Annotated in this window: 26 protein-coding genes; 11 read left to right on the plus strand and 15 right to left on the minus strand. The window is 72.2% G+C overall.

The features are described 5' to 3' along the window. The coding region (locus ABWK99_RS03035; protein ID WP_372593218.1) for an ABC transporter ATP-binding protein at positions 1–684 on the minus strand (684 nt) is incomplete at its 3' end. A 119-nt stretch (positions 685–803) separates the two neighbouring features. Here ABWK99_RS03035 and ABWK99_RS03040 point away from each other — a divergent pair. Beyond that, positions 804–1568, plus strand: a complete 765-nt coding sequence (locus tag ABWK99_RS03040) for a hypothetical protein (RefSeq protein WP_372593219.1) — start codon at positions 804–806, stop codon at positions 1566–1568. A gap of 79 nt (positions 1569–1647) precedes the next feature. On the opposite strand, the gene glgA is transcribed toward ABWK99_RS03040, so the two are convergent. Next, positions 1648–2850: a glycogen synthase gene (gene glgA, locus ABWK99_RS03045; protein WP_372593220.1), complete on the minus strand. Its 1203-nt coding sequence runs from the start codon at positions 2848–2850 to the stop codon at positions 1648–1650. A gap of 72 nt (positions 2851–2922) precedes the next feature. On the opposite strand from glgA, the gene ABWK99_RS03050 reads away from it, so the two are divergent. Further along, the gene (locus ABWK99_RS03050; protein WP_372593221.1) at positions 2923–4164 is read left to right on the plus strand and encodes a glucose-1-phosphate adenylyltransferase; all 1242 of its coding nucleotides are present in this window, start codon (positions 2923–2925) and stop codon (positions 4162–4164) included. A 22-nt stretch (positions 4165–4186) separates the two neighbouring features. Next, on the plus strand, positions 4187–4846 hold the full coding sequence (gene serB / locus ABWK99_RS03055; protein ID WP_372593222.1) for a phosphoserine phosphatase SerB: 660 nt from the start codon (positions 4187–4189) through the stop codon (positions 4844–4846). 31 nt (positions 4847–4877) lie between these two features. Here serB and ABWK99_RS03060 read toward each other — a convergent pair whose 3' ends face one another. From ABWK99_RS03060 to fabG, 3 genes are all read right to left on the minus strand, one after another. Further along, the gene (locus tag ABWK99_RS03060) at positions 4878–5408 is read right to left on the minus strand and encodes a histidine phosphatase family protein (protein WP_372593223.1); all 531 of its coding nucleotides are present in this window, start codon (positions 5406–5408) and stop codon (positions 4878–4880) included. Between the two features lies 1 nt (position 5409). Beyond that, entirely contained in the window at positions 5410–6177 is a 768-nt protein-coding gene (gene fabI, locus ABWK99_RS03065; RefSeq protein WP_372593224.1) for an enoyl-ACP reductase FabI, read from the minus strand. Positions 6178–6253: 76 nt separating this feature from the next. Further along, on the minus strand, positions 6254–6973 hold the full coding sequence (gene fabG, locus ABWK99_RS03070) for a 3-oxoacyl-ACP reductase FabG (RefSeq protein WP_372593225.1): 720 nt from the start codon (positions 6971–6973) through the stop codon (positions 6254–6256). A 115-nt stretch (positions 6974–7088) separates the two neighbouring features. Between fabG and ABWK99_RS03075 the strand changes: the two genes are divergently transcribed. The 3 genes from ABWK99_RS03075 to ABWK99_RS03085 are packed head-to-tail and all read left to right on the plus strand — an operon-like array spanning position 7089 to position 8505. Next, positions 7089–7457 carry a DUF3099 domain-containing protein gene (locus tag ABWK99_RS03075; protein ID WP_372593226.1) on the plus strand — a complete coding sequence of 123 codons (369 nt, stop codon included), beginning with the start codon at positions 7089–7091 and terminating at the stop codon, positions 7455–7457. After that, entirely contained in the window at positions 7454–7672 is a 219-nt protein-coding gene (locus ABWK99_RS03080; RefSeq protein ID WP_372593227.1) for a hypothetical protein, read from the plus strand. The genes ABWK99_RS03075 and ABWK99_RS03080 overlap by 4 nt, the downstream gene beginning before the upstream one ends. Before the next feature lie 2 nt (positions 7673–7674). Next, positions 7675–8505, plus strand: coding sequence for an SURF1 family protein (locus ABWK99_RS03085; RefSeq protein ID WP_372593228.1), 831 nt, complete (start codon positions 7675–7677; stop codon positions 8503–8505). A 36-nt stretch (positions 8506–8541) separates the two neighbouring features. On the opposite strand, the gene ABWK99_RS03090 is transcribed toward ABWK99_RS03085, so the two are convergent. Together ABWK99_RS03090 and ABWK99_RS03095 are read right to left on the minus strand one after the other, a co-directional pair. Further along, complete coding sequence (locus ABWK99_RS03090) at positions 8542–8787, minus strand: helix-turn-helix domain-containing protein (protein WP_372593229.1); 246 nt, start codon at positions 8785–8787, stop codon at positions 8542–8544. Positions 8788–8862: 75 nt separating this feature from the next. Continuing rightward, the gene (locus tag ABWK99_RS03095; protein WP_372593230.1) at positions 8863–10461 is read right to left on the minus strand and encodes an ABC-F family ATP-binding cassette domain-containing protein; all 1599 of its coding nucleotides are present in this window, start codon (positions 10459–10461) and stop codon (positions 8863–8865) included. Between the two features lie 139 nt (positions 10462–10600). Between ABWK99_RS03095 and ABWK99_RS03100 the strand changes: the two genes are divergently transcribed. The 4 genes from ABWK99_RS03100 (at position 10601) to ABWK99_RS03115 (ending at position 13557) form a co-directional block, all read left to right on the plus strand. Continuing rightward, a complete protein-coding gene (locus tag ABWK99_RS03100) occupies positions 10601–11239 on the plus strand; it encodes a biotin transporter BioY (protein ID WP_372593231.1) in 639 nt (212 codons plus the stop codon). Next, positions 11236–11934: an energy-coupling factor ABC transporter ATP-binding protein gene (locus ABWK99_RS03105; RefSeq protein WP_372593232.1), complete on the plus strand. Its 699-nt coding sequence runs from the start codon at positions 11236–11238 to the stop codon at positions 11932–11934. The genes ABWK99_RS03100 and ABWK99_RS03105 overlap by 4 nt, the downstream gene beginning before the upstream one ends. Beyond that, positions 11931–12545, plus strand: a complete 615-nt coding sequence (locus ABWK99_RS03110) for an energy-coupling factor transporter transmembrane protein EcfT (RefSeq protein ID WP_372593233.1) — start codon at positions 11931–11933, stop codon at positions 12543–12545. Before ABWK99_RS03105 ends, ABWK99_RS03110 begins: the two co-directional genes overlap by 4 nt. 109 nt (positions 12546–12654) lie before the next feature. Further along, positions 12655–13557 (plus strand): neutral zinc metallopeptidase, encoded by a 903-nt coding sequence (locus ABWK99_RS03115; RefSeq protein WP_372593234.1) that lies wholly within the window; start codon positions 12655–12657, stop codon positions 13555–13557. Positions 13558–13566: 9 nt separating this feature from the next. Here the strand turns inward: ABWK99_RS03115 and ABWK99_RS03120 are convergent, their stop codons facing one another. The 8 genes from ABWK99_RS03120 to ABWK99_RS03155 all read right to left on the minus strand — a co-directional run bounded on the left by ABWK99_RS03120 (position 13567) and on the right by ABWK99_RS03155 (position 20285). Further along, positions 13567–13887, minus strand: a complete 321-nt coding sequence (locus ABWK99_RS03120; RefSeq protein WP_372593235.1) for a metal-sulfur cluster assembly factor — start codon at positions 13885–13887, stop codon at positions 13567–13569. Beyond that, positions 13884–14381 carry a Fe-S cluster assembly sulfur transfer protein SufU gene (gene sufU / locus ABWK99_RS03125; RefSeq protein ID WP_372593236.1) on the minus strand — a complete coding sequence of 166 codons (498 nt, stop codon included), beginning with the start codon at positions 14379–14381 and terminating at the stop codon, positions 13884–13886. Before sufU ends, ABWK99_RS03120 begins: the two co-directional genes overlap by 4 nt. After that, complete coding sequence (locus ABWK99_RS03130; protein ID WP_372593237.1) at positions 14378–15679, minus strand: SufS family cysteine desulfurase; 1302 nt, start codon at positions 15677–15679, stop codon at positions 14378–14380. Before ABWK99_RS03130 ends, sufU begins: the two co-directional genes overlap by 4 nt. A gap of 53 nt (positions 15680–15732) precedes the next feature. Next, positions 15733–16488, minus strand: coding sequence for a Fe-S cluster assembly ATPase SufC (sufC, locus tag ABWK99_RS03135; RefSeq protein WP_372593238.1), 756 nt, complete (start codon positions 16486–16488; stop codon positions 15733–15735). 10 nt (positions 16489–16498) lie between these two features. After that, positions 16499–16828, minus strand: coding sequence for a non-heme iron oxygenase ferredoxin subunit (locus ABWK99_RS03140; RefSeq protein ID WP_372593239.1), 330 nt, complete (start codon positions 16826–16828; stop codon positions 16499–16501). Further along, on the minus strand, positions 16825–18063 hold the full coding sequence (gene sufD / locus ABWK99_RS03145; RefSeq protein WP_372593240.1) for a Fe-S cluster assembly protein SufD: 1239 nt from the start codon (positions 18061–18063) through the stop codon (positions 16825–16827). The genes ABWK99_RS03140 and sufD overlap by 4 nt, the downstream gene beginning before the upstream one ends. Positions 18064–18126: 63 nt before the next feature. After that, a complete protein-coding gene (gene sufB / locus ABWK99_RS03150; RefSeq protein ID WP_372593241.1) occupies positions 18127–19569 on the minus strand; it encodes a Fe-S cluster assembly protein SufB in 1443 nt (480 codons plus the stop codon). Next, entirely contained in the window at positions 19566–20285 is a 720-nt protein-coding gene (locus ABWK99_RS03155) for a helix-turn-helix transcriptional regulator (protein ID WP_372593242.1), read from the minus strand. The genes sufB and ABWK99_RS03155 overlap by 4 nt, the downstream gene beginning before the upstream one ends. Before the next feature lie 95 nt (positions 20286–20380). On the opposite strand from ABWK99_RS03155, the gene ABWK99_RS03160 reads away from it, so the two are divergent. Continuing rightward, positions 20381–21286, plus strand: a 906-nt coding sequence (locus ABWK99_RS03160) for an ABC transporter ATP-binding protein (protein WP_372593243.1), incomplete at its 3' end; no start/stop codon positions are given.

Genomic DNA, 21286 nt, shown 5'->3' on the forward strand with positions numbered 1-21286 from the left:
ATGCACCGTCCCGTCCTTGAGCAGCAGGAGGTGCGTGAAGCCCGGCGGGATCTCCTCGACGTGATGGGTCACGAGCACGAGGACCGGCGAGCGCTGGTCGCCGGCGAGCTCGGCGAGCGCCGCGACCAGCTCCTCCCGTCCACCGAGGTCGAGACCGGCGGCCGGCTCGTCGAGCAGCAGCAGCTCGGGATCGGTCATCAGGGCCCGCGCGATCTGGGTCCGCTTGCGCTCGCCCTCGCTCAAGGTGCCCCAGGTGCGCTCGGCGAGCTCACCGACGCCGAAGACCCCGAGCAGGGTCCGCGCACGCTCGTGGTCGAGCGCCTCGTACTGCTCGCGCCACCGCCCCGTCATCGCGTACGCAGCGGTCAGCACGATGTCCACGACGCGCTCGGCGGGGTCGAACCGGTCGGCGAGGGCAGCGGAGGCGACGCCGATGCGCATCCGCAGCTCGGCGACGTCGACCCGGCCGAGCCGCTCGCCGAGCACCGAGGCGCTCCCCGACGAGGGGTGCATGCGCGCGGCGGCGATCTGGAGCAGGGTCGTCTTGCCTGCACCGTTCCGGCCGAGCACCACCCACCGCTCGCCCTCGTGCACCGTCCAGGTGACGTGCTCGAGGATCGTCGTGGTGCCCCGTCGGACGCCGACATCCTGCAGTTCGAGCACCGTGCCGAGCCCCGTGTCCATGGTTCTCGACCTTACCCGTCGTCGGCGCCTTCCCGGTGCCGCGGACCACCGGCCCGCAGGCTCGTCCGGCCGATCCGACGGCCGGGTGCACTCCGACCCGGTCCGGGTAGCGTGTCGGCGTGCCGACGCCCTCCACCGCACCCCAGGACCACGGCACCGAGCTGGACCGCTCGGTGCTCCTCGCCCTCTGGGCGCCGACCTCGACCTCCGGGGCCGTGGCCGCCGTCGAGGGCGATGACGAGCCCCATGAGGTCGTCGGGCTCGACAGCGGCACCGGACTGGCCGACCTCCTGCTCGCCCTGCGCACCGGCCCGGGCGAGATCGTGGCCCTGCTCCCCGTGCCGGGTGACCTGGGGGCTCCCGCCCAGGTCGCCGATCTCGCGGCGGACGCCGGAGAGTGCGTGCTGCTGCGCCGCCAGGACCGGAGCCTGGTCGCCGTCCCGGACGTCACGGTGTTCGGCCCGGAGGGCGATCTCGGTACGGCGGTGACCTGGTCGGTGCACCCGATCGAGCAGCCGCGGCCGCTGGCGGGGATGGTCGGCACGCTCGCCGAGGCCGAGCAGGACCTGCGCGAGGTGCTGCGTCGCAGCGTCGACGAGCTCGTCGACCTCGACCTGGCGCGATGGCGACCCGAGGCCGCCGCCGCCCTGGCCGACCTGCGCGGAGGGCCCGGGCCCGGGCCTCTGCCGCCCGGCCTGGCGCCGCGGCGGGTCCGGGTGCTGACGGATGCGACGCGTCTGCGCGAGGTGGTCGCCCTGGCGACGGTCGACGACGGTGCGGCCGTGACGTCCTGGCAGGTGGACCGGCGCACCCAGGTGCTGCGGACGCTCGACCACGCGGCCCGCCACGCGATCGTCGCGGCGACCCTCGGCTCGATCGGCTGAGCCGCACGGTCCGCCACCCGCTACCGGGCCCGCCCCCCGCTGCGTGCGGAGAACAGCTCGGTACCGAGCGGCACCCGGCTCAGGCGAGCAGCGAGCGGTAGACCTCCAGCGTGCGCTCGGCGATCGCATCCCAGGCGAAGTGGTCCTCGACCCGGGTGCGGGCCGCCGCTCCCATCGCCGACGCCCGGTCCGGGTCGGTGGCGATCGCGGCCAGGGCCGCGGCGAGGTCGGCCACGAAGACGTCGGGATGGACCGGTGTCCCGGTGCCGTCCTGCACCTGCTCGATCGGCACGAGAAGACCGGTCACCCCGTCGTCGACGACCTCGGGGATGCCACCGGTGGCCGTGCCCACGACGGGCAGGCCGCAGGCCATGGCCTCGAGGTTGACGATGCCCAGGGGTTCGTAGACCGAGGGGCAGGCGAAGACGGTGCAGGCCGAGAGGACGGCGACGAGCTCGTCCCGCGGGAGCATGTCCTCGATCCACACGACGCCGTCCCGGCGCTCGCGCAGGCTCGCGACCAGCCCGGTGACCTCGTCGTAGATCCCCGGGGTGTCGGGGGCGCCGGCGCACAGCACGAGTTGCACCTCCGGCGGGAGCGCCTCCGCGGCCCGCAGCAGGTACGGCAGCCCCTTCTGCCGGGTGATCCGTCCGACGAAGACCACGGCGGGGCGGTCGGGGTCGATCCCCCTGGCCCGCGCGACCGCATCGGCCCGAGCGACGCCCTCCCCCTCCGGGCGACGCCAGCCGGACAGGTCGATCCCGTTGTGGACGACCTTGACCTTCTCCGGGTCCAGCTGGGGGTAGCAGCGCAGGATGTCCGCGCGCATGCCGGCGCTCACGGCGATGATCGCGGCCGCGCCCTCGTACGCCGTCCGCTCGGCCCAGCCGGACAGCGCGTAGCCCCCGCCGAGCTGCTCGGCCTTCCACGGCCGCAGCGGCTCGAGGCTGTGCGCGCTGATCACGTGCGGGATCCCGTGCAGCAGCCCGGCGAGATGGCCGCCGAGGTTCGCGTACCAGGTGTGCGAGTGCACGAGGTCCGCGCCCGCGACGTCGCCCGCCATCCGCAGGTCGACCCCGAAGGTCCGCAGAGCGGCGTTCGCGTCCGCCAGCTCGGCGAGGTCGGAGTACCCGGTGACGTCCTCCTGCTCGCGTGGACCGTCGAAGCATCGGACGCGGACGTCGATGTGTCGTCGCAGGACAGCGCTCAGCTCGGTCACGTGTACACCGGCACCGCCGTACACGTGCGGAGGGAACTCTCGGGTCAGCAGGTCGACTCGCACACCGACACGCTAGCGCGAGGGTGTGCGATCGACCTATGCCCTTGAGCCCTGTTCACCGGCTAGGGTCGTGCCATGGGAGCACCGAGGGTCCTGGCCATCGTCCTCGCAGGTGGAGAGGGCAAGCGTTTGATGCCCTTGACGGCCGACCGGGCAAAACCGGCGGTCCCGTTCGGGGGGATGTACCGCCTGGTCGACTTCGCCCTGTCGAACCTCGTGAACTCCGGGTACCTGCAGATCGTCGTGCTGACGCAGTACAAGTCGCACAGCCTGGACCGCCACGTCGCCAAGACCTGGCGGATGTCGCCCCTCCTGGGCAACTACGTCGCCCCGGTTCCCGCCCAGCAGCGGGTCGGCAAGCACTGGTACCTCGGCAGCGCCGACGCGATCTTCCAGTGCCTGAACACGATCGAGGACGAGAAGCCCGACATCGTCGTCGTGGTCGGCGCCGATCACGTCTACCGCATGGACTTCGCCCAGATGGTGGACGAGCACATCGCCTCCGGGGCCGAGTTCACGGTCGCCGGGATCCGGCAGCCGATCGGGCTGGCCGACCAGTTCGGCGTCATCGAGGCGGACGCGAACGACCCGCGCAAGATCGCGGCATTCCTGGAGAAGCCCACCGAGCCCGTCGGTCTCGCCGACTCGCCGACCGAGGTCCTCGCGTCGATGGGCAACTACGTCGCCAGCGCCGACGCCCTCATCGAGGCGGTCACCGCCGACGCGACGAACCCCACCTCCCGGCACGACATGGGCGGCGACATCGTGCCCTACTTCGTCAACAGGGGGACGGCAGGGCTGTACGACTTCATCGAGAACGACGTCGACGGATCGACGGATCGGGACCGCGACTACTGGCGGGACGTCGGCACGCTCGACGCGTACTACGACGCCAACCGGGACCTCATCTCGATCAACCCGGTCTTCAACCTCTACAACACGCGGTGGCCGCTGTTCTCGGGGTACCAGCAGCTGCCCCCCGCGAAGTTCGTCCACGCGGGGCCTGGCCGGCTCGGTCACGCCTCGGACTCGCTCGTCTCCCCCGGCGTGATCGTCTCCGGGGCGACGGTCTCCGGGTCGGTCCTGTCCCCCGGCGTGTACCTGCACTCCTGGGCCTCGGTCAGCGACTCCGTCCTGCTCGACGGTGTGCTGGTCGGTCGGCACGCGCAGATCCACCGGGCGATCGTCGACAAGAACGTCGTGGTGAAGGAGCGCGCCCGGATCGGGCTCGATGCCGAGCACGACATCGCACGCGGGTTCACCGTCACCGAGTCCGGAGTGACGATCGTCCCCAAGGGCATGGTCGTCGCGGACTGATCCGGTCGGCTAGCCTGCGCCGGTGATCTCAGCAGACCGCCCCCGCGTCCTGGTCCTGGACGTCGACTCCACTCTCGTCGACGGAGAGGTCATCGAGATGCTCGCCGCGCATGCCGGCGCGCTCGACGAGGTGGCCGCCGTGACCGAGAGCGCCATGCGCGGGGAGCTCGACTTCGCCGCGTCCCTGCACGCTCGCGTGGCCCTCCTGGCGGGGCTGCCCGTCTCCGTGCTCGGCACCGTGCTGGCGGGGATCCGGCTCAACCCCGGTGCCGTCGAGCTGGTCGAGGCGGTCCAGCGGGCCGGCTGGCGCATCGGCCTGGTCAGCGGCGGCTTCCTCGAGGTCGTCGAACCGCTCGCCGCCCGCCTGGGGATCGACTTCGTCCGGGCCAACCGGCTGGAGGTCGAGGGCGGGCACCTCACCGGTCGGGTCACCGGAGCGGTGATCGACCGGGCGGCGAAGGCCGCTGCCCTGCGTGAGCTCGCCGCGGCCCACGGCGCCGCCATGGCCGACTCGGTCGCGATCGGCGACGGCGCGAACGACCTCGACATGATCGACGCCGCCGGTCTCGGCATCGCGTTCAACGCGAAGCCCGTCGTCGCTGCACGCGCAGCGGCCGCCATCCACGGGCGCCTCGACGCCGCGCTCCCGCTGCTCGGGCTGCCCGGCGGACCGGAGGACTGAGCGTCAGGAGCGGCGTCCGAACGGTCGCGACTCAGCGCTCCGGGCGCCAGACCTCCAGCAACCGGCAGGCGCTGGGCCCGATCGCGCTCCAGCTCGGCACGTCCAGCACGGCGAAGCCGGCCGTCGGCAGGCCCGTGTGCAGCGTCGCCAGCCCGGCGGAGCTGCCGTGCACGTCTGCGAGCAACGCACCGGTCATCGACATCGTCGGCTCGTGGCCGACGACGAGCAGGGTCGCGATCCGCTCGTCGACGGTCGCCATGAGCTCGATCACGCCCCGCGGCCCGGCGTCGTAGAGCTCGTCGGAGACATCCACCTCCGGATCGGGGACGTCACCCAGCGAGGACCGGACGAGGTCCCAGGTCTGCCGGGCCCGCACCGCGGAGGAGACGAGCACCCGCTCGGGCAGCAGGCCGGAGGTGACCAGACGAAGCCCGACGTCCCCGCTCTGCCGGCGACCGGCAAGGGCGAGGGCGCGCAGCTCGTCCGCACGGTCGCCGTGCGACTCCGCCTTGGCGTGCCGCAGCAGGACGAGGCGGTGCCCCGCCGGCCGACCGCCGGTCATCTCACAGGCCCATCGCGTGGACGCCGCCGTCGACGTGCACGATCTCGCCGGTCGTCGCCGGGAACCAGTCGGAGAGCAGCGCGGCCACGGCCTTGGCCGTGGGCACCGCGTCGGTCATGTCCCACCCGAGGGGCGCACGATCCGACCAGCCCGCCTCGATCTTCTCGAAGCCGGGGATGGACTTCGCCGCCGTCGTCTTGACCGGGCCCGCGGAGACGAGGTTGCAGCGGATCCCCGAGGGCCCGAGGTCACGGGCGAGGTACCGCGAGGTCGACTCGAACGCGGCCTTGGCCACGCCCATCCAGTCGTAGACGGGCCAGGCGAGGGTCGCGTCGAAGGTGAGCCCGACGATCGAGGACCCCGGGCGCAGCAGCGGCTGCGCCGCCACGGCGAGCGCCTTGAGCGAGAAGGCGGAGACGTGCACCGCTGTCGCGACGTCCTCCCAGGCACCCGTGAGGAAGTTCCCGCCCATGATCGACTGCGGGGCGAAGCCGATCGAGTGCACCACGCCGTCCAGGTGGTCGGTGTGCTCGCGCAGCCGCTCGGCAAGGGCCGTGAGGTCGTCCTCGTCCGTGACGTCGAGCTGGACGATCGGCGCCTCCACGGGGAGCCGCCTGGCGATCGCGGCGGTGAGCCGGGCCTGACGACCGAAGGAGGTGAGGATGACGGACGCACCCTCGAGCTGGGCCAGTCGTGCGACGTGGAAGGCGATCGAGCCCTCCGTGAGAACCCCGGTGACCAGCACCGTCTTGCCGTCGAGCAGACTCACGTGTGTTCCTTCCTCGAAACAGATACGTCGGGCGGGCCCACCTGGGTCCGACCGTACCGCCCCAGCGGGCGAGGGGTCAGTGGCCCATCCCGAGGCCACCGTCGACCGGGATGACCGCACCCGAGATGTAGCCCGCGTCGGGTGAGGCGAGGAACTGGACGACGCCCGCGACCTCGTCGGGCTGGGCGAACCGGCCGGCCGGGATCGCGGCGCGGTAGGCGTCCTGCCGCTCCTGCGGGAGTGCCGCCGTCATGGCGGTGTCGATGAACCCCGGGGCGACGACGTTCGCCGTGATCCCCCGCCCGCCGATCTCCCGCGTGAGCGAGCGCGCCATGCCGACGAGCCCCGCCTTGGACGCCGAGTAGTTGACCTGCCCCGGTCCGCCGTACAGGCCGACGACCGAGGAGACGAGGACGATGCGTCCGCGGCGCAGGCGGATCATGCCCTTGGTGGCCCGTCGCACGCAGCGGAACGCGCCGGCGAGGTTGACGTCGATGACCGAGTCGAACTCCTCGTCGCTCATCCGCAGGATCAGCTGGTCCTTGGTGATCCCGGCGTTCGCGACGAGCACCTCGACGGGGCCGTTGGCGGCCTCCACCTCTGCGAAGGCGGCGTCGACCGACGCCGAGTCGGTCACGTCACCCCTGACCGAGAGCACACCGTCGCGCGGCTCCCCGCCGGAGCGCTCGAGCGAGGCGACCTTGTCCCCGGCCGCGACGAAGCGGTCGACGATGGCGCGGCCGATTCCGCGGTTGCCGCCCGTCACCAGGACGCTGCGGGGGGTGTGCTCGGGCACGGGCTCTCCTCGTCGGGGGTGATCGCACAGACCAGACGACGGTAGCGGACCGAGGGCATCCAGGGGTGCGTGAGCCCGAGGAGCGGGCACCGCCGGGCGCGGTTAGCCTGAGCCGGTGACACGCTCGCGAGGTGCGGACGGCGGCCCGTCGGGCCCGCCGGCGGTCCCGCGCGAGCAGGAGGTCCAGCGCATCACCTCCGCCCGCGTGCCGCTCTCCGAGGACGTGGACCGTCGCATGCGCCGGTACCTGGTCCAGATGTCGGTCCGGGTGGCCTGCTTCCTCGGCGCGGTGGTCGTGGACCACTGGACCCGCTGGCTGCTGCTGGTCGGCGCGGTGCTGCTGCCCTACCTGGCAGTGGTGCTCGCCAACGCGGGCCGTGAGGAGGCGGACGATCCTGGTACGTTCCTGGAGCCGCCGAGCCTGCCGGCGTCACCGTCGGTGACCGGACTCGGAACGGTGCCCCGAACGGGAGATCTCGGGTGACGGAGAACGACGTGCTCGTGTGCAGCGCACGGGGGTGCCGCGCACCGGCCGACTGGGCCGTGCGCTGGAACAACCCCCGCCTGCACACCCCGGAGCGGCGCAAGGTGTGGCTGGCCTGCACCGACCACCGCCCCCACCTCGAGGAGCACCTGCGGGTGCGCGGGTTCTGGCGAGACACCGTCGGGGTCGACGAGCTCACCCCGACCGACGGTTGACCGTGTCGTGGGTCGTGGTCCGACGCTGGGTGGCCACGATGTCGGTCGCGCTGCTGGTGGCGGCCGGCTGCGCGACGGCAGGGCTCTGGCAGTGGCACCGGCACCAGGCCCGTAGCGCTGCGGTCGCCGTGCTCGAGGAGAACAGGGACGCCGCACCGCTGCCGCTCGAGCGGCTGCTGCGTCAGGGCGCCGCCGTCGAGGAGGATCAGGTCTGGCACGCGGTCACCGCGACGGGGCACTACGTCCCCGGCTCCACCGTGCTGCTGCGCAATCGCCCGGTGGGCGGGGCCCAAGGATTCCACGCCCTGGCCGGCTTCCTCGTGGACGAGGGCGCGCTCGCGGGGACCGTCCTGGTGGTCGACCGCGGCTGGATCCCCACGGCGGCGGACGGCGCCTCCCCGCGATCGGTGCCCGAGCTCCCTGACGGCACCGTCGAGCTCCTCGCACGGCTCCGGGTCGAGGAAGGCGCGAACGACCGCACGGCACCGCCCGGCCAGGTCCAGGTCATCAACGCCGAGACGGTCCGCCTGGCGGCGTCCGTGCCGTGGGAGGAGCCCACGCTGCTCGCCTACGCCACGGTGATCGGCGAGAACGGCGAGCCGACCGGCCTGGGCGCGCTCGAGGAGCCCAGCACCGACCTCGGCTCGCACCTGTCCTATGCGTTCCAGTGGAGCGTCTTCGCGATCGGGGCGGTGGTCGGAGCGGTCATCCTGCTCCGCCGTGAGGCTGCGGACGGCGCGACGTCGACGCCACCGCGACGACGTCGACGTCCGAGCGCGGAGGACGAGGAGGACGCTCTCCTCGACGCACAGGAGTCGGCCGCGGCGGGCTGACGGGCTGCCCCACCACGCGGCCGGCCCGGCGCAGGACTACGTGCCTGCTGCGAGCTCGGCGCGGCGCTTCTCTGCTGCGGCCCCGCGCGTCGCTCCTCCTCTGCTGCGCATCGGCACCCCCGACTCGATCAGCAGGGCGTGGACGAAGCCGTAGGAGCGCCCGACGTCCTGGGCGAGCGCCCGGATGCTCTCACCGCGCGAGTAGCGGTCGACCAGGTCCTTGGCCAGGTCGCTGCGACGTTCCCCGGTCACCCGGGTGCCCTTCGGGATCTTCGAGCTCATGGTTCTCCTCCTGCCGTGATCGCCCGACCAGGGGCCGGACGAGTACCGGACGACCGGGAAAGCCGCCCGGCCGTGTCACGCGAGCGAGATGAGGTCCGCGTAGCTGTCGTTCCAAAGATCTTCGTCCCCATCGGGCAAGAGCACCACTCGTTCGGGTGCAAGAGCCTCCACGGCGCCCTCGTCGTGCGTCACCATCACGACGGCTCCTGCGTACCCGTGCAGCGCCGAGAGCACCTCCGCACGGCTCGCAGGGTCGAGGTTGTTGGTCGGCTCGTCCAGGAGCAGCACGTTCGCCGAGGAGACGACGAGCACGGCGAGCGCGAGTCGTGTCTTCTCACCACCCGAGAGGACATGGGTCGGCTTCTCCGCGTCGTCCCCGGAGAAGAGGAAGGAACCGAGCACTCCGCGCACCTGGGTGTCGGTGAGATCCGGAGCCGCGTGCCGGAGGTTGTCGACGACCGTCAGCGTCGGGTCGAGGGTCTCGTGCTCCTGCGCGTAGTAGCCCAGCTTGAGCCCGTGACCTGGCTGGACGACGCCGGTGTCCGCCTTCTCCACTCCCGCGAGGAGCCGCAGCAGGGTCGTCTTGCCCGCGCCGTTGAGTCCGAGGATGACCACGCGGCTGCCCCGGTCGATGGCGAGGTCGACGTCGGTGAACACCTCGAGCGAGCCGTAGGACTTGCTCAGCCCTGACGCCGTCAGCGGGGTCCGGCCGCAGGGTGCGGGGTCCGGGAAGCGCAGATGGGCGACGCGATCGCTCACCCGTGCGCTCTCCAGACCGGAGAGCAGCCGCTCGGCGCGGCGGGCCATGTTCTGCGCGGCGACGGCCTTGGTGGCCTTCGCGCGCATCTTGTCGGCCTGGGCGATGAGGGCCGATGCCTTCTTCTCGGCGTTGGCCCGTTCACGCTTGCGTCGGCGCTCGTCCGTCTCACGCTGCAGGAGGTACGCGTCCCAGCCCATGGCGTACTGGTCGATCTCCGCGCGGTTCGCGTCCAGGTGGAAGACCTTGTTGACCACCGTGCGCACGAGCTCGACGTCGTGGCTGATGACCATCAGGCCGCCCGGGTAGGTCGCGAGGAAGTCGCGCAGCCAGGCGATCGAGTCCGCGTCGAGGTGGTTCGTCGGCTCGTCGAGGAGCAGCGTGTCGGCCCCGGAGAAGAGGATCCTGGCGAGCTCGACCCGGCGCCGCTGCCCACCGGAGAGGGTGCCGAGCGGCTGGGCGAGCACCCGCTCGTCCAGGCCGAGGTTCGCGCAGATCCGTGCGGCCTCGCTCTCGGCCGCGTATCCGCCTGCCGCGGTGAACCTCTCCTCGAGTCGCGGGTAGCGCTCCATGGCGGCGTCGCGCGTCTCGTCGTCGGCGCTCGCCATGGCGCCCTCGGTCTCGCGCATCCGACGCAGGATCTCGTCCAGGCCTCGAGCGGCGAGGATCCGGTCGAGACTGAGCATCTCGAGGTCCCCGGTACGGGGGTCCTGCGGGAGGTAGCCGATGTCGCCGGACCTGACGATCCGACCGGCGGTCACCGATCCCTCACCCGCCAGCGCCTTGGTCAGGGTCGTCTTCCCGGCACCGTTGCGACCGACGAGGCCGATCCGGTCGCCGGGGCCGACCCGGAAGCTCGAACCGGAAAGGAGCACGCGGACGCCGACGCGCAGCTCGACGTCCTGGGCAGTGATCACTGTGTATTCCTCCGAGAGGTGCCGGGCCGATTGGTCGCCGGGCACAAACGACGACCATCCTACGACCGACTAGCGTGGGCTGACCGGCGCGCGACCGCCGGATGCCGTCCGGCCCCCTCGTCCTGATCCTGGAGACCGCATGTCCCTCGCCTCCGAGTCCACCGCCCGCCAGGGCTTCCGCGCGGCCGACCTCGCCCTGGTCGGGAGCGGCGCGGCCTTCCTGGTGGTCTGCTCCCTGGTGGCCGTGCCGATCGGCCCCTCCGGGGCGCCGATCACCCTGCAGACCTTCGCCGTCCTGATGCTCGGCGCCGTCCTCGGCTCGCGCAAGGGTGCGCTCGCCGTGCTGCTCTACCTGGCTGTGGGCTTCGCCGGCCTTCCGGTCTTCGCCGAGGGCACGGGCGGCCCCGCGACGTTCGCCAAGGTCACCCTCGGCTACCTGCTGGCGTTCCCGGTGGGCGCCTGGCTGACGGGGTTCGTGGTGGAGCGGCTCGGCGCGCGCGCCGGGAGTCGCGCCGGGGCACGGCGGCCTGCCCTGCGCCGCACGGTGGGCCTCGGCGCCGTCGTCCTGCTCGGCAGCGTCCTGGGCACCGTGGTGATCTACGCCGTCGGCGTCCCCGTGCTCGCCGCGCGCCTGGGGATGTCCCTGGCCGAGGGCCTCGCGATCAACATGGCCTTCCTGCCGGTCGACCTGCTCAAGATCGCCCTCGTGACGATGGTGGCCCCTGCCGTCCACCGGGCGTTCCCCGACCTCCTGAACCGCCCGGCGGCGATGGGGTGATCGAGCTCCACGCTGCCGGTGTCAGCGTCCCCGGCACCTCCGGCGACACCGGACGCGTCCTGCTCGACCCGGTGAGCTGCACGCTCGCCGAACGGCGCATCGCCGTCATCGGTGCGAACGGCTCCGGGAAGTCGACCCTTGCCCGCATGGTCAACGGGCTGCGGCCCGCGACGACCGGCCGTGTCGTCACCTGCGGGCTCGACGTCGCCCGGCACGGCGCGGCCGTGCGATCCCGGGTCGGCTTCGTGTTCACCGACCCCGACGCCCAGCTGGTCATGCCGACGGCACTCGAGGACGTCGCGCTCTCCCTGCGACGTACCGTCCAGGACCGGGCCGAGCGCGACGATCGCGCACGACTCGTCCTGGCGCGGATCGGCCTCGCCGAGCATGCGGGTACCCCTGTCCATGCGCTCTCCGGGGGTCAGAAGCAGCTCCTCGCCCTGGCGGGGGTCCTGGCCACCGGTCCAGAGGTGCTCGTCTGCGACGAGCCCACCACGCTCCTGGACCTGCGCTGGCGACGGGTCGTCGACGGCCTGCTCGAGGAGGTCGACGCCCAGCTGCTGCTCGTCACCCATGACCTGGACGCCGCTCGGCGCGCCGATCGTGTCCTGCTGGTCGACGAGGGCCGCGTGGTCGCCGACGGCGACCCGGTCGCGACGGTCGAGCGCTACGTCGACATGATGGCCCTGCGATGAGCCCCGGACCGTCCCTGCTGGGCCTGTACCGACCGGGCAGCACGGTGGTGCACCGGGCGCCGCTGCGGCTCCGGATGGCCGTCCTCGGGCTCTTCGGTGTCGGTGTCGTCGTGCTGCGCGGCCCCGGACCCGCGATCGTGGCGGTGCTCCTCGCGGTGCTCACCGCGGCGGTGGCCCGGCTCCCCCTCGCGGCCACGCTGCGTGGGCTGCGTCCGGTGCTCCTGACCGCCGCCGTCGTCCTGGCCTACCAGACCTGGCAGCGCGGCTGGCCCGTGGGCGTCGAGGTCTCCGGGGACCTGGTGGCTCTCGTCGTGGCCGGGACGGTCGTCACCGCGACCACGCCGACCGACGTCCTGCTGGACGGGCTGAGCAGGGCGGTGCGCCCGCTGCACCGCTTCGGCGTTCCTCCGGAGGGCTTCGCGCTGGCCGTCGCCCTCATGCTCCGCACCGTCCCAGCGATCGGGGACCTGTTCACCGAGGTGCGGGACGCTGCGAGGGCCCGCGGGCTCGAGCGGTCCCCCCGCGCACAGCTCGTCCCCTTCGCCGTGCGCGCCGTCGGCCGCTCGCGTGCGGTCGGCGAGGCCCTCGCTGCCCGCGGGATCGGCGACTGAGCGCCGAGCGATCGGTGGCGGGACCACGTCCCGGCGGCGCGTCGGGTGAGGGCCGAGGGGTCCTCGCCTCCGAGGTGTGCACCGGCCGGTGGGCACCTACCGTGTGCCCATGACGTTCCACGAGGGCGGGAGCTTCGAGGGCGGGCGGGTCCAGCGTCGCGGGCGCGGGCGCACGGTCGCCGCGGGCGGAGGGATCGGACTGGTCGGCATCGCCGTGCTGCTGCTCTCCGGCGTGCTGGGTGTCGACCTCGGCCCGATCCTCGGCGCCGTGACCGGGCAGGATCCGGCCGCGCAGTCGGACGCCGGGTCGGGCACGCCGGGCACCACGCAGGAGTGCACCGTCGAGCAGGCCAACACCGAACGGCACTGCCGGCTCTCCGCGGCGGTCCAGTCGCTCGACGCGGTGTGGATCGAGCAGCTCGACGTGGACCCGGACAGCTTCCCGATCCCCGACGTCGTGGACTTCGACTCCTCCACGAGCACGGCCTGCGGGCAGGCCTCCTCCTCGACCGGGCCGTTCTACTGCCCGCCCGAGCAGACGATCTTCCTCGACCTCGGGTTCTTCGACCTGCTGGAGAGCCGCTTCGGCGCATCGGGAGGACCGCTCGCCGAGATGTACGTCACCGCGCACGAGTACGGGCACCACATCCAGCAGATCACCGGGGTGATGGACCGCGCCGACCGCAGCGGGACCGGCGCCGACTCCGACTCCGTGCGCCTGGAGCTCCAGGCCGACTGCTACGCGGGCCTGTGGGTCGGCAAGGCCGCCACCACGATCGACCCGGACCGAGGCGTACCGTTCCTCGAGCCGGTCACCTCCGCGGAGCTCGCGGACGCGCTGTCGGCGGCAGCGGCCGTCGGGGACGACCACATCCAGTCGTCCTCCGGCGGGATCGTCAACCCCGACTCGTGGACGCACGGCTCCAGCGAGCAGCGCGAGCGCTGGTTCATGATCGGCTACGAGCAGGGCAGCGTCGCGGCGTGCGACACCTTCGCGACGAGCGCCCTGTGACCCCGCTGATCAGACGTTGAAGCCCAGGGCGCGCAGCTGCTCCTTGCCGTCCGTGGTGATCTTCTCCGGGCCCCACGGCGGCATCCAGACCCAGTTGATCCGGAAGCCGTCGACGAGGGACTCCAGGACGGAGCCGGCCTGGTCCTCGATGACGTCCGTCAGCGGGCAGGCCGCCGAGGTCAGCGTCATGTCGATCACGGCATGGTTGTTCTGGTCGACGACGACGCCGTAGACCAGGCCCAGGTCGACGACGTTGATCCCCAGCTCGGGGTCGATGACATCGCGCAGGGCCTCCTCGACATCGGCGACCGAGATCGGGCTCGTGCTCATTCGTCCTCCTGAGTGCTGGCCGGTGCACCGGCGTCGGTCGTCACTGCCCCGGCCTGGACCAGGGCGTCGCGCAGCGCGGCCCAGCCGAGCAGCGCGCACTTGATACGGGCGGGGTACTGCGCGACGCCGGTGAAGGCCGTCGCGTCCCCGAGCCGGTCCTCGGACTCCTCGTCGAGACCCTTCCCGCGTGCGTGCATCAGCTCGCGGAAGGTCGACCCGAGGTCCTCGGCCGTCGGGACCTCGGCTCCCTCGACGAGCTCGGACATCACCGAGATCGAGGCCTGCGAGATCGAGCAGCCCTGGCCGTCCCAGGAGACGTGGTCGATGACCGGCTCCCCTGGGCGCAGGTGCACCCGGAGCCGGACCTCGTCGCCACAGGTGGGGTTGACCTGGAAGGACTCGCCCTGGCCGCCGTCCTGGAGGCCCTTCCCGTGCGGGGTCTTGGCGTGCTCGAGGATGAGCTGCTGGTACAGCTGCTCCATCGCGGTGCTCACTGCGGACCTCCCAGCCCGAAGAAGGGACGGACGCTCGCGAGGGCCGCCCCGAAGGTGGCGACCTCCTCGAGCGTCGTGTAGACGGAGCCCGAGGCACGGGTGCTCGACGGGACGCCCAACCGGCGGTGCAGCGGCTGCGCGCAGTGGTGGCCGACCCGCACCGCGACACCGAGGTCGTCGAGCACCTGGCCGACGTCGTGCGGATGGACGCCGTCGACGACGAACGCGACGACGGCGAGCCTGTCGCGGGTGTCCGTCGGGCCGATCACCCGCACGCCGGGCACCGCCTGGACCGCGTCGAGCAGGGCTGCGGTGATGGTCGCCTCGTGCTCCGCCACCGCCGCGAGACCGAGCTCGCTCAGGTATCGCGCGGCCGCACCCATCCCGACGGCCTGGGCGACCATCTGGGTACCGGCCTCGAACCGCTGCGGAGGTGCGGCGAAGGTGGTCGACTCCATCGTCACGACCTCGACCATCGAGCCGCCGGTGGTCACGGGAGGAAGGTCCGCCAGGAGCTCGCGCCGACCGTAGAGCGCGCCCACCCCCGTCGGTCCGAGCATCTTGTGCCCGGAGAAGGCAGCGAAGTCCACGTCGAGGGCGTGCACGTCGACCGGCAGGTGCGGAACGGACTGGCAGGCGTCGAGCACCACCAGGGCCCCGACCTCCCGCGCCCGCGCCACGACCGTCGGGACGTCGGTGACCGCCCCGGTGACGTTCGAGGCGTGCGAGACGGCCACGAGCCTCGTGCGGTCCCCGACCACGCTCGCGAGCTCGTCGAGCCGGAGCCGGCCGTCGTCCTCCATCCCGATCCAGCGCAGGACGGCTCCCGTGCGGGCGCACAGCTCCTGCCACGGGACGAGGTTGGCGTGGTGCTCGGCCTCGGTGACGACGATCTCGTCCCCGGGGGCGAGCGCGAACCGGCGGGCGGCCGGTCCACCACGGCCGAGGCTGGCGTTCCCGATCGCGTAGGCCACGAGGTTGATCGCTGCCGTCGCGTTCGAGGTCCAGACGATCTCGTCCTCGTCCGCCCCGACGAGGTCGGCCACCGACCTGCGGGCGAGCTCGAAGGCGGCCGTGGCCTCCTCGGCGAGCTGGTGGGCACCGCGGTGCACGGCAGCGTTCTGCCGCGTGTAGAACTCCAGCTCGGCGTCGATGACGACGTCCGGCTTCTGGGCGGTCGCCGCGGAGTCGAGGTAGACCAGCGGTCGTCCACCGCGCACCGTGCGGGTCAGCAGCGGGAAGTCGGCCCGCACCGCGGCGAGCTCGGCGCTCGACAGTGCCGACGTGCTTGCGCCCACGGCACCACCCTCCTGGGTGTGTCGACCACGGAACGCCGCGGCGGGGCCGGCCGTCACGCCGACGCCAGGAAGCGGTCGTAGCCCTCGGCCTCGAGCCGGTCGGCCAGCTCGGGGCCACCCTCCTCGGCGATCCGCCCGTCGACGAAGACGTGCACGAAGTCGGGCTTGATGTACCGGAGGATCCGCGTGTAGTGCGTGATGAGCAGCACGCCCACCTGACCGTCCGCCGCGACGCGGTTCACGCCCTCGGAGACGATGCGCAGCGCGTCGACGTCGAGGCCGGAGTCGGTCTCGTCGAGGATCGCGATCTTCGGCTTCAGGAGCTCCATCTGCAGGATCTCGTGGCGCTTCTTCTCGCCGCCGGAGAACCCCTCGTTGACGTTGCGCTCGGCGAACTCCGGGCCCATGCGCAGCTGCTCCATCGCCTGCTTGACGTCCTTGACCCAGTGCCGCAGGGCGGGTGCCTGGCCGTCGATCGCCGTCTTGGCCGTACGCAGGAAGTTCGACACGCTCACCCCGGGGACCTCCACGGGGTACTGCATCGCCAGGAACATGCCTGCGCGGGCACGCTCGTCGACGCTCATCGCCAGCACGTCCGCGCCGTCGAGGGTGACGGTTCCGGAGGTGATCTGGTACTTGGGGTGGCCGGCGATCGAGTACGCCAGCGTCGACTTGCCCGAACCGTTCGGGCCCATGATCGCGTGCGTCTCGCCGGCGGCGACGGTCAGGTCGACGCCCCGCAGGATCTGCTTGGCGCCCTCCTTCGTCTCGACGCTGACGTGCAGGTCGCGGATCTCCAGGGTGGACATGCTCTTCTCCTCAGAGGACGTCGACGTCGACGAGCACACGCTCGCCGTCGAGGGTCACGGGGTAGACGGGGACAGGACGGGTCGCGGGCAGTGCGAGGGGGGCACCGGTCCGCAGGTCGAAGGTGGAACCGTGCAGCCAGCACTCGATCGTCTCGCCCTCGACGTCACCGTCGGACAACGAGACCTGGCCGTGCGAGCAGATGTCCGAGACGGCGTGCACCGCGCCGGAGGCGGTCCGCACGACGGCGACCTCGACGGGGCCGGACGGCCCGTCGACCTCGATCCGCAGAGCGGAACCGGGCGCCAGGTCGGCCAGCCGGCAGACCTCCTGAGCGCTCACTCGGAGACCGCCTCGAGTGCGGCCATCGAGGCGGCGAGCTCGTCCTCGATCTCGGCCATCAGGCGCTCCTCGATCTCCGGGACGCCGATCTTCTGGATCAGCTCGGCGAAGAAGCCGCGGACCACCAGACGGCGGGCCTCGTCCTCGGGGATGCCCCGGGCACGCAGGTAGAAGAGCTGCTCGTCGTCGAAGCGACCGGTGGCGCTGGCGTGGCCGGCCCCCTCGATCAGCCCCGTCTCGATCTCGAGGTTCGGGACGGAGTCGGCGCGGGCGCCGTCCGAGAGCACCAGGTTGCGGTTGAGCTCGTAGGTGTCGGTGCCCTCGGCCTCGGCACGGATCAGCACGTCGCCGACCCACACGGTGTGGGCCTCCTCGCCCTGGAGAGCGCCCTTGTAGGTCACCCGCGACCGGCAGCGCGGCACGGCGTGGTCGATGAAGAGGCGGTGCTCCTGGTGCTGGCCCGCGTCGGCGAAGTACAGGCCGAGCGACTCGATGGAGCCGCCCTCGGCGGTGAACTCCGCGTCGGGGGTCAGTCGCACCACGTCGCCCCCGAGGGTGACCACGATGTGCTTGAGCGTGGCGTCGCGACCCACGGTCATCCGGTGGGAGGACAGGTGCACGGCACCGGCGTCCCAGTCCTGGATGCTCACGACGGTCAGGTGGGCGCCGTCGTCGACGACGACCTCGACCGTTTGCGAGAGCAGCGCCGGTCCGGTGTGGTCGAGCACCACGATGCCCTCGCTGAGCTCCTCGGCGTGCACCAGCAGGTGCGAGGCCGACGGGCGCTGCTGCCCCGGATGTCCCTCGACCCGGATGCTCGTCACGGTGGAGGAGACGGACTGCGCCGGCAGGGTGACGATCGTCGCCTCGTGGAACGAGTTCCACGCTGCCGCGGCCGCGCGGTCGCCCGGCTTGCCCGCACGGCCCAGCCGCTCGTCGTCACGCCCGACGATCTCGACCCGGGCCTCCGGCGCCTCGACGACGGTCAGCTGGACGCCGTCCGTGCCGAGCCCCTCGTTCACGGAGTCGAAGAGGGGTGCGACCCGGGAGACGGGCGTGAACCGCCACTCCTCCTCGCGCCCCGTCGGGACGGGGAAGTCGGCGAGCGCGAAGGAGGCGCGACGATCGGCCCGGCTCGAGGCGAGATCGGCCGCGCCGGTGCCGTGGGTGTGGGCCGCATCGGCGACGGCCTTGCTGTGGTCCGTGGTCAGACCTTCGGACAGATCAGTGGTCATGGGGTGCTGCGAACCTCTCAGGCTGGCTGGTGCAGGGATCGGGGACGGACGGTGCGGTGGGCCTCAGCCGACCGACCCCTCCATCTGCAGCTCGATGAGCCGGTTGAGCTCGAGGGCGTACTCCATCGGCAGCTCCCGCGCGATCGGCTCGACGAAGCCACGCACGATCATCGCCATGGCCTCCGTCTCGGCCATCCCCCGGGACATCAGGTAGAAGAGCTGGTCCTCGCTGACCCGGGAGACCGTCGCCTCGTGCCCCATCGACACGTCGTCCTCGCGGACGTCGACGTAGGGGTAGGTGTCCGAGCGCGAGATCTGGTCGACCAGCAGCGCGTCGCACAGCACGTTCGAGCTCGAGTGCTCCGCACCCTCCAGGACCTGCACCAGACCGCGGTAGGAGGTCCGGCCGCCGCCACGCGCCACCGACTTCGAGACGATCGACGAGGAGGTGTGCGGCGCGGCGTGCACCATCTTCGCGCCGGCGTCCTGGTGCTGGCCGGCACCGGAGAACGCGATCGAGAGCGTCTCGCCGCGGGCGTGCTCGCCGAGCAGGTAGATCGCCGGGTACTTCATGGTGACCTTGGAGCCGATGTTCCCGTCGACCCACTCCATGGTCGCGCCCTCGGCGGCCGTCGCCCGCTTGGTGACGAGGTTGTAGACGTTGGTCGACCAGTTCTGGATCGTCGTGTACCGCACCCGCGCGTTCTTCTTCACGATGATCTCCACGACCGCCGAGTGCAGCGAGTCGCTGGAGTAGATCGGCGCGATGCAACCCTCGACGTAGTGCACGTAGGAGCCCTCGTCGGCGATGATCAGCGTCCGCTCGAACTGGCCCATGTTCTCCGTGTTGATCCGGAAGTAGGCCTGCAGCGGGATGTCGACGTGCACGCCCGGCGGGACGTAGACGAACGAGCCGCCGGACCACACCGCGGTGTTCAGCGCGGCGAACTTGTTGTCCCCCGGCGGGATGACGGTGCCGAAGTACTCCTGGAAGATCTCCGGGTGCTCACGCAGCGCCGTGTCGGTGTCGAGGAACAGGACTCCCTGCTCCTCGAGGTCCTCGCGGATCTGGTGGTAGACGACCTCGGACTCGTACTGCGCGGCCACGCCGGCGACCAGGCGCTGCTTCTCCGCCTCGGGGATGCCCAGCCGGTCGTAGGTGCGCTTGATGTCCTCCGGCAGGTCGTCCCAGCTCGTCGCCTGCTTCTCGGTCGACCGCACGAAGTACTTGATGTTGTCGAAGTCGATCCCCGACAGGTCCGCACCCCAGTTGGGCATCGGCTTCTTGTCGAACAGACGCAGCGACTTCAGCCGCAGGTCGAGCATCCACTGCGGCTCGTCCTTCAGCGCGGAGATGTTCCGCACGACGGCCTCGGAGAGCCCGCGCTGCGCGGACATGCCGGCGGCGTCGGAGTCGTGCCAGCCGTACCCGTAGCTCCCGATCGACGCGATGATCTCGTCGTCGCTCGACGGTGCGCTGGTGATGGGCTCGGTCGGTGCGCTCATCGGACTCCCTCCACGGCCGCTTCGGGGCGACCCTCGGATCGTGCTCGGACGACGGGGCGCACGGCGCCCGTCGGGATGTGGGTGGTGCAGACGTGGCCGCCTGCGGCCAGGGTGGACAGTCGCTGGACGTGCACGCCCAGCAGCCGGGAGAACATCTGGGCCTCGGCCTCGCAGAGCGCGGGGAACCGGGAGGCGACGCCCTGCACCGGGCAGTGGCCCTGGCACAGCTGCACGGCCCCTCCGCCGGGGACAGGGCGGACGCTCGAGGCGAAACCCTCGTGGGAGAGCGCCTCGGCGAGCGCGTCGACCCGGGCCGAGAGGTCCGGGACGTCGGCCGTGAGCGAGGCCAGGTGGCCCTCCATCGCCGCCATCCGGCTGCGGGCGAAGGCTGCGACGGCGTCGGGGCCGAGTGCGTCCTCGAGGAACTCCAGGGCCTCCTCGGCGAGGTCGGCGTAGGTGCTGCTCAACGCGCTGTGCGCACGCTCGGTTGCCACGTAGCGCCGCGCCGGGCGACCACGCCCCGCGGGGACCGTCTGCGGGACGGAGTGCACGGCGATCTTCCCCTCCTCCTCGAGGGCCGCGACATGGCGGCGCACCCCCGCGGTGGTGAGGTCGAGGTCCTGGGCGAGCTCGACGACGGACACCGGGCCGGTCTCGACGACCAGGCGCAGCAGGCGGTCACGCGTCGAACGTTCCTTGTCGTCCTGCGTCACCATGCCACCTCCCCGGTCCCTCGCTCGGATATTGACAACACTAGCGTTGCTCAATTGCTTCCCGCCAATTCCGTGCCCGCGCCGTAGACTCACCGACCGTGCCTCCCCCGCCGCCCGGCGACGCCGTTGCCCGTCCGCCCGCCGTCAGCGTCGACTCGCTGCAGGTGCGCTACGGAAGCCGTCGGGCCGTCGACGGTCTCAGCCTCGAGGCCGCGCCGGGTGCGGTGACAGCGCTCCTGGGCCCCAACGGTGCCGGGAAGTCCAGCACGGTCGAGTGCTGCATCGGTCTGCGCCGACCCGACGCCGGCCGGATCACGGTCCTGGGTCGGGACCCGGTGCGCGATGCGCGCCGGCTGCGCCCCCTCGTCGGGGTCATGCTCCAGGACGGCGGACTGCCGAACGGGGCCCCGGCGGGCCAGGTGCTGCGCCACGTCGCCTCGATGTACCGCCACCCCCGGGACCTCGGCGAGCTCACCGCTCGGCTCGGCCTCGACCGATTCCTCGGCACGACGGTCCGCCGGCTCTCGGGTGGCGAGCGGCAGCGGCTGGCGCTCGCCGCGGCGATCGTCGGGCGCCCTGCGGTGCTCTTCCTCGACGAGCCGAGCGCCGGTCTGGACCCGCAGGCCCGTCATGCGGTGTGGGAGCTCGTCGACGAGCTCCGGACGGACGGCACCAGCATCGTGCTGACGACCCACCAGATGGCCGAGGCCGAGACGCTCGCCGACCACGTCGTGATCGTCGACGAGGGCGCCGTCCTGGCGCAGGGATCCGTCGCGGACCTCGTCGGCGAGGGGTCGGCCGTGCACCTCGGGCTCGCGGCCGGCACCGACGCCGCGGCGGCGCGGGACGCTCTTCAGCAGGTCCTCGACACGCAGCAGGCCGGCTCTGCGACCGGGTCGCGCGTCCGACTCGTCCCGGCCGGCGGCCTCGAGGTCGACGGTGGTGACGGAGCTGCCCTTCTCGCCCTGGTCACCTCCTGGGCGCACGGGGCCGGCGTGGGCCTG

It is taken from the genome of Actinotalea sp. (genome assembly GCF_041597215.1).
Classification (GTDB): domain Bacteria; phylum Actinomycetota; class Actinomycetes; order Actinomycetales; family Cellulomonadaceae; genus Actinotalea.

Coding starts and splice junctions, on each gene's coding strand:
- ABWK99_RS03050 (WP_372593221.1), top strand. CDS start 2,923: ATGGGAGCACCGAGGGTCCTGGCCATCGTCCTCGCAGGTGGAGAGGGC.
- ABWK99_RS03060 (WP_372593223.1), bottom strand. CDS start 5,408: ATGACCGGCGGTCGGCCGGCGGGGCACCGCCTCGTCCTGCTGCGGCAC.
- ABWK99_RS03090 (WP_372593229.1), bottom strand. CDS start 8,787: ATGAGCTCGAAGATCCCGAAGGGCACCCGGGTGACCGGGGAACGTCGC.
- ABWK99_RS03100 (WP_372593231.1), top strand. CDS start 10,601: ATGTCCCTCGCCTCCGAGTCCACCGCCCGCCAGGGCTTCCGCGCGGCC.
- ABWK99_RS03110 (WP_372593233.1), top strand. CDS start 11,931: ATGAGCCCCGGACCGTCCCTGCTGGGCCTGTACCGACCGGGCAGCACG.
- ABWK99_RS03115 (WP_372593234.1), top strand. CDS start 12,655: ATGACGTTCCACGAGGGCGGGAGCTTCGAGGGCGGGCGGGTCCAGCGT.
- ABWK99_RS03120 (WP_372593235.1), bottom strand. CDS start 13,887: ATGAGCACGAGCCCGATCTCGGTCGCCGATGTCGAGGAGGCCCTGCGC.
- sufC (WP_372593238.1), bottom strand. CDS start 16,488: ATGTCCACCCTGGAGATCCGCGACCTGCACGTCAGCGTCGAGACGAAG.
- sufD (WP_372593240.1), bottom strand. CDS start 18,063: ATGACCACTGATCTGTCCGAAGGTCTGACCACGGACCACAGCAAGGCC.
- sufB (WP_372593241.1), bottom strand. CDS start 19,569: ATGAGCGCACCGACCGAGCCCATCACCAGCGCACCGTCGAGCGACGAC.
- ABWK99_RS03155 (WP_372593242.1), bottom strand. CDS start 20,285: ATGGTGACGCAGGACGACAAGGAACGTTCGACGCGTGACCGCCTGCTG.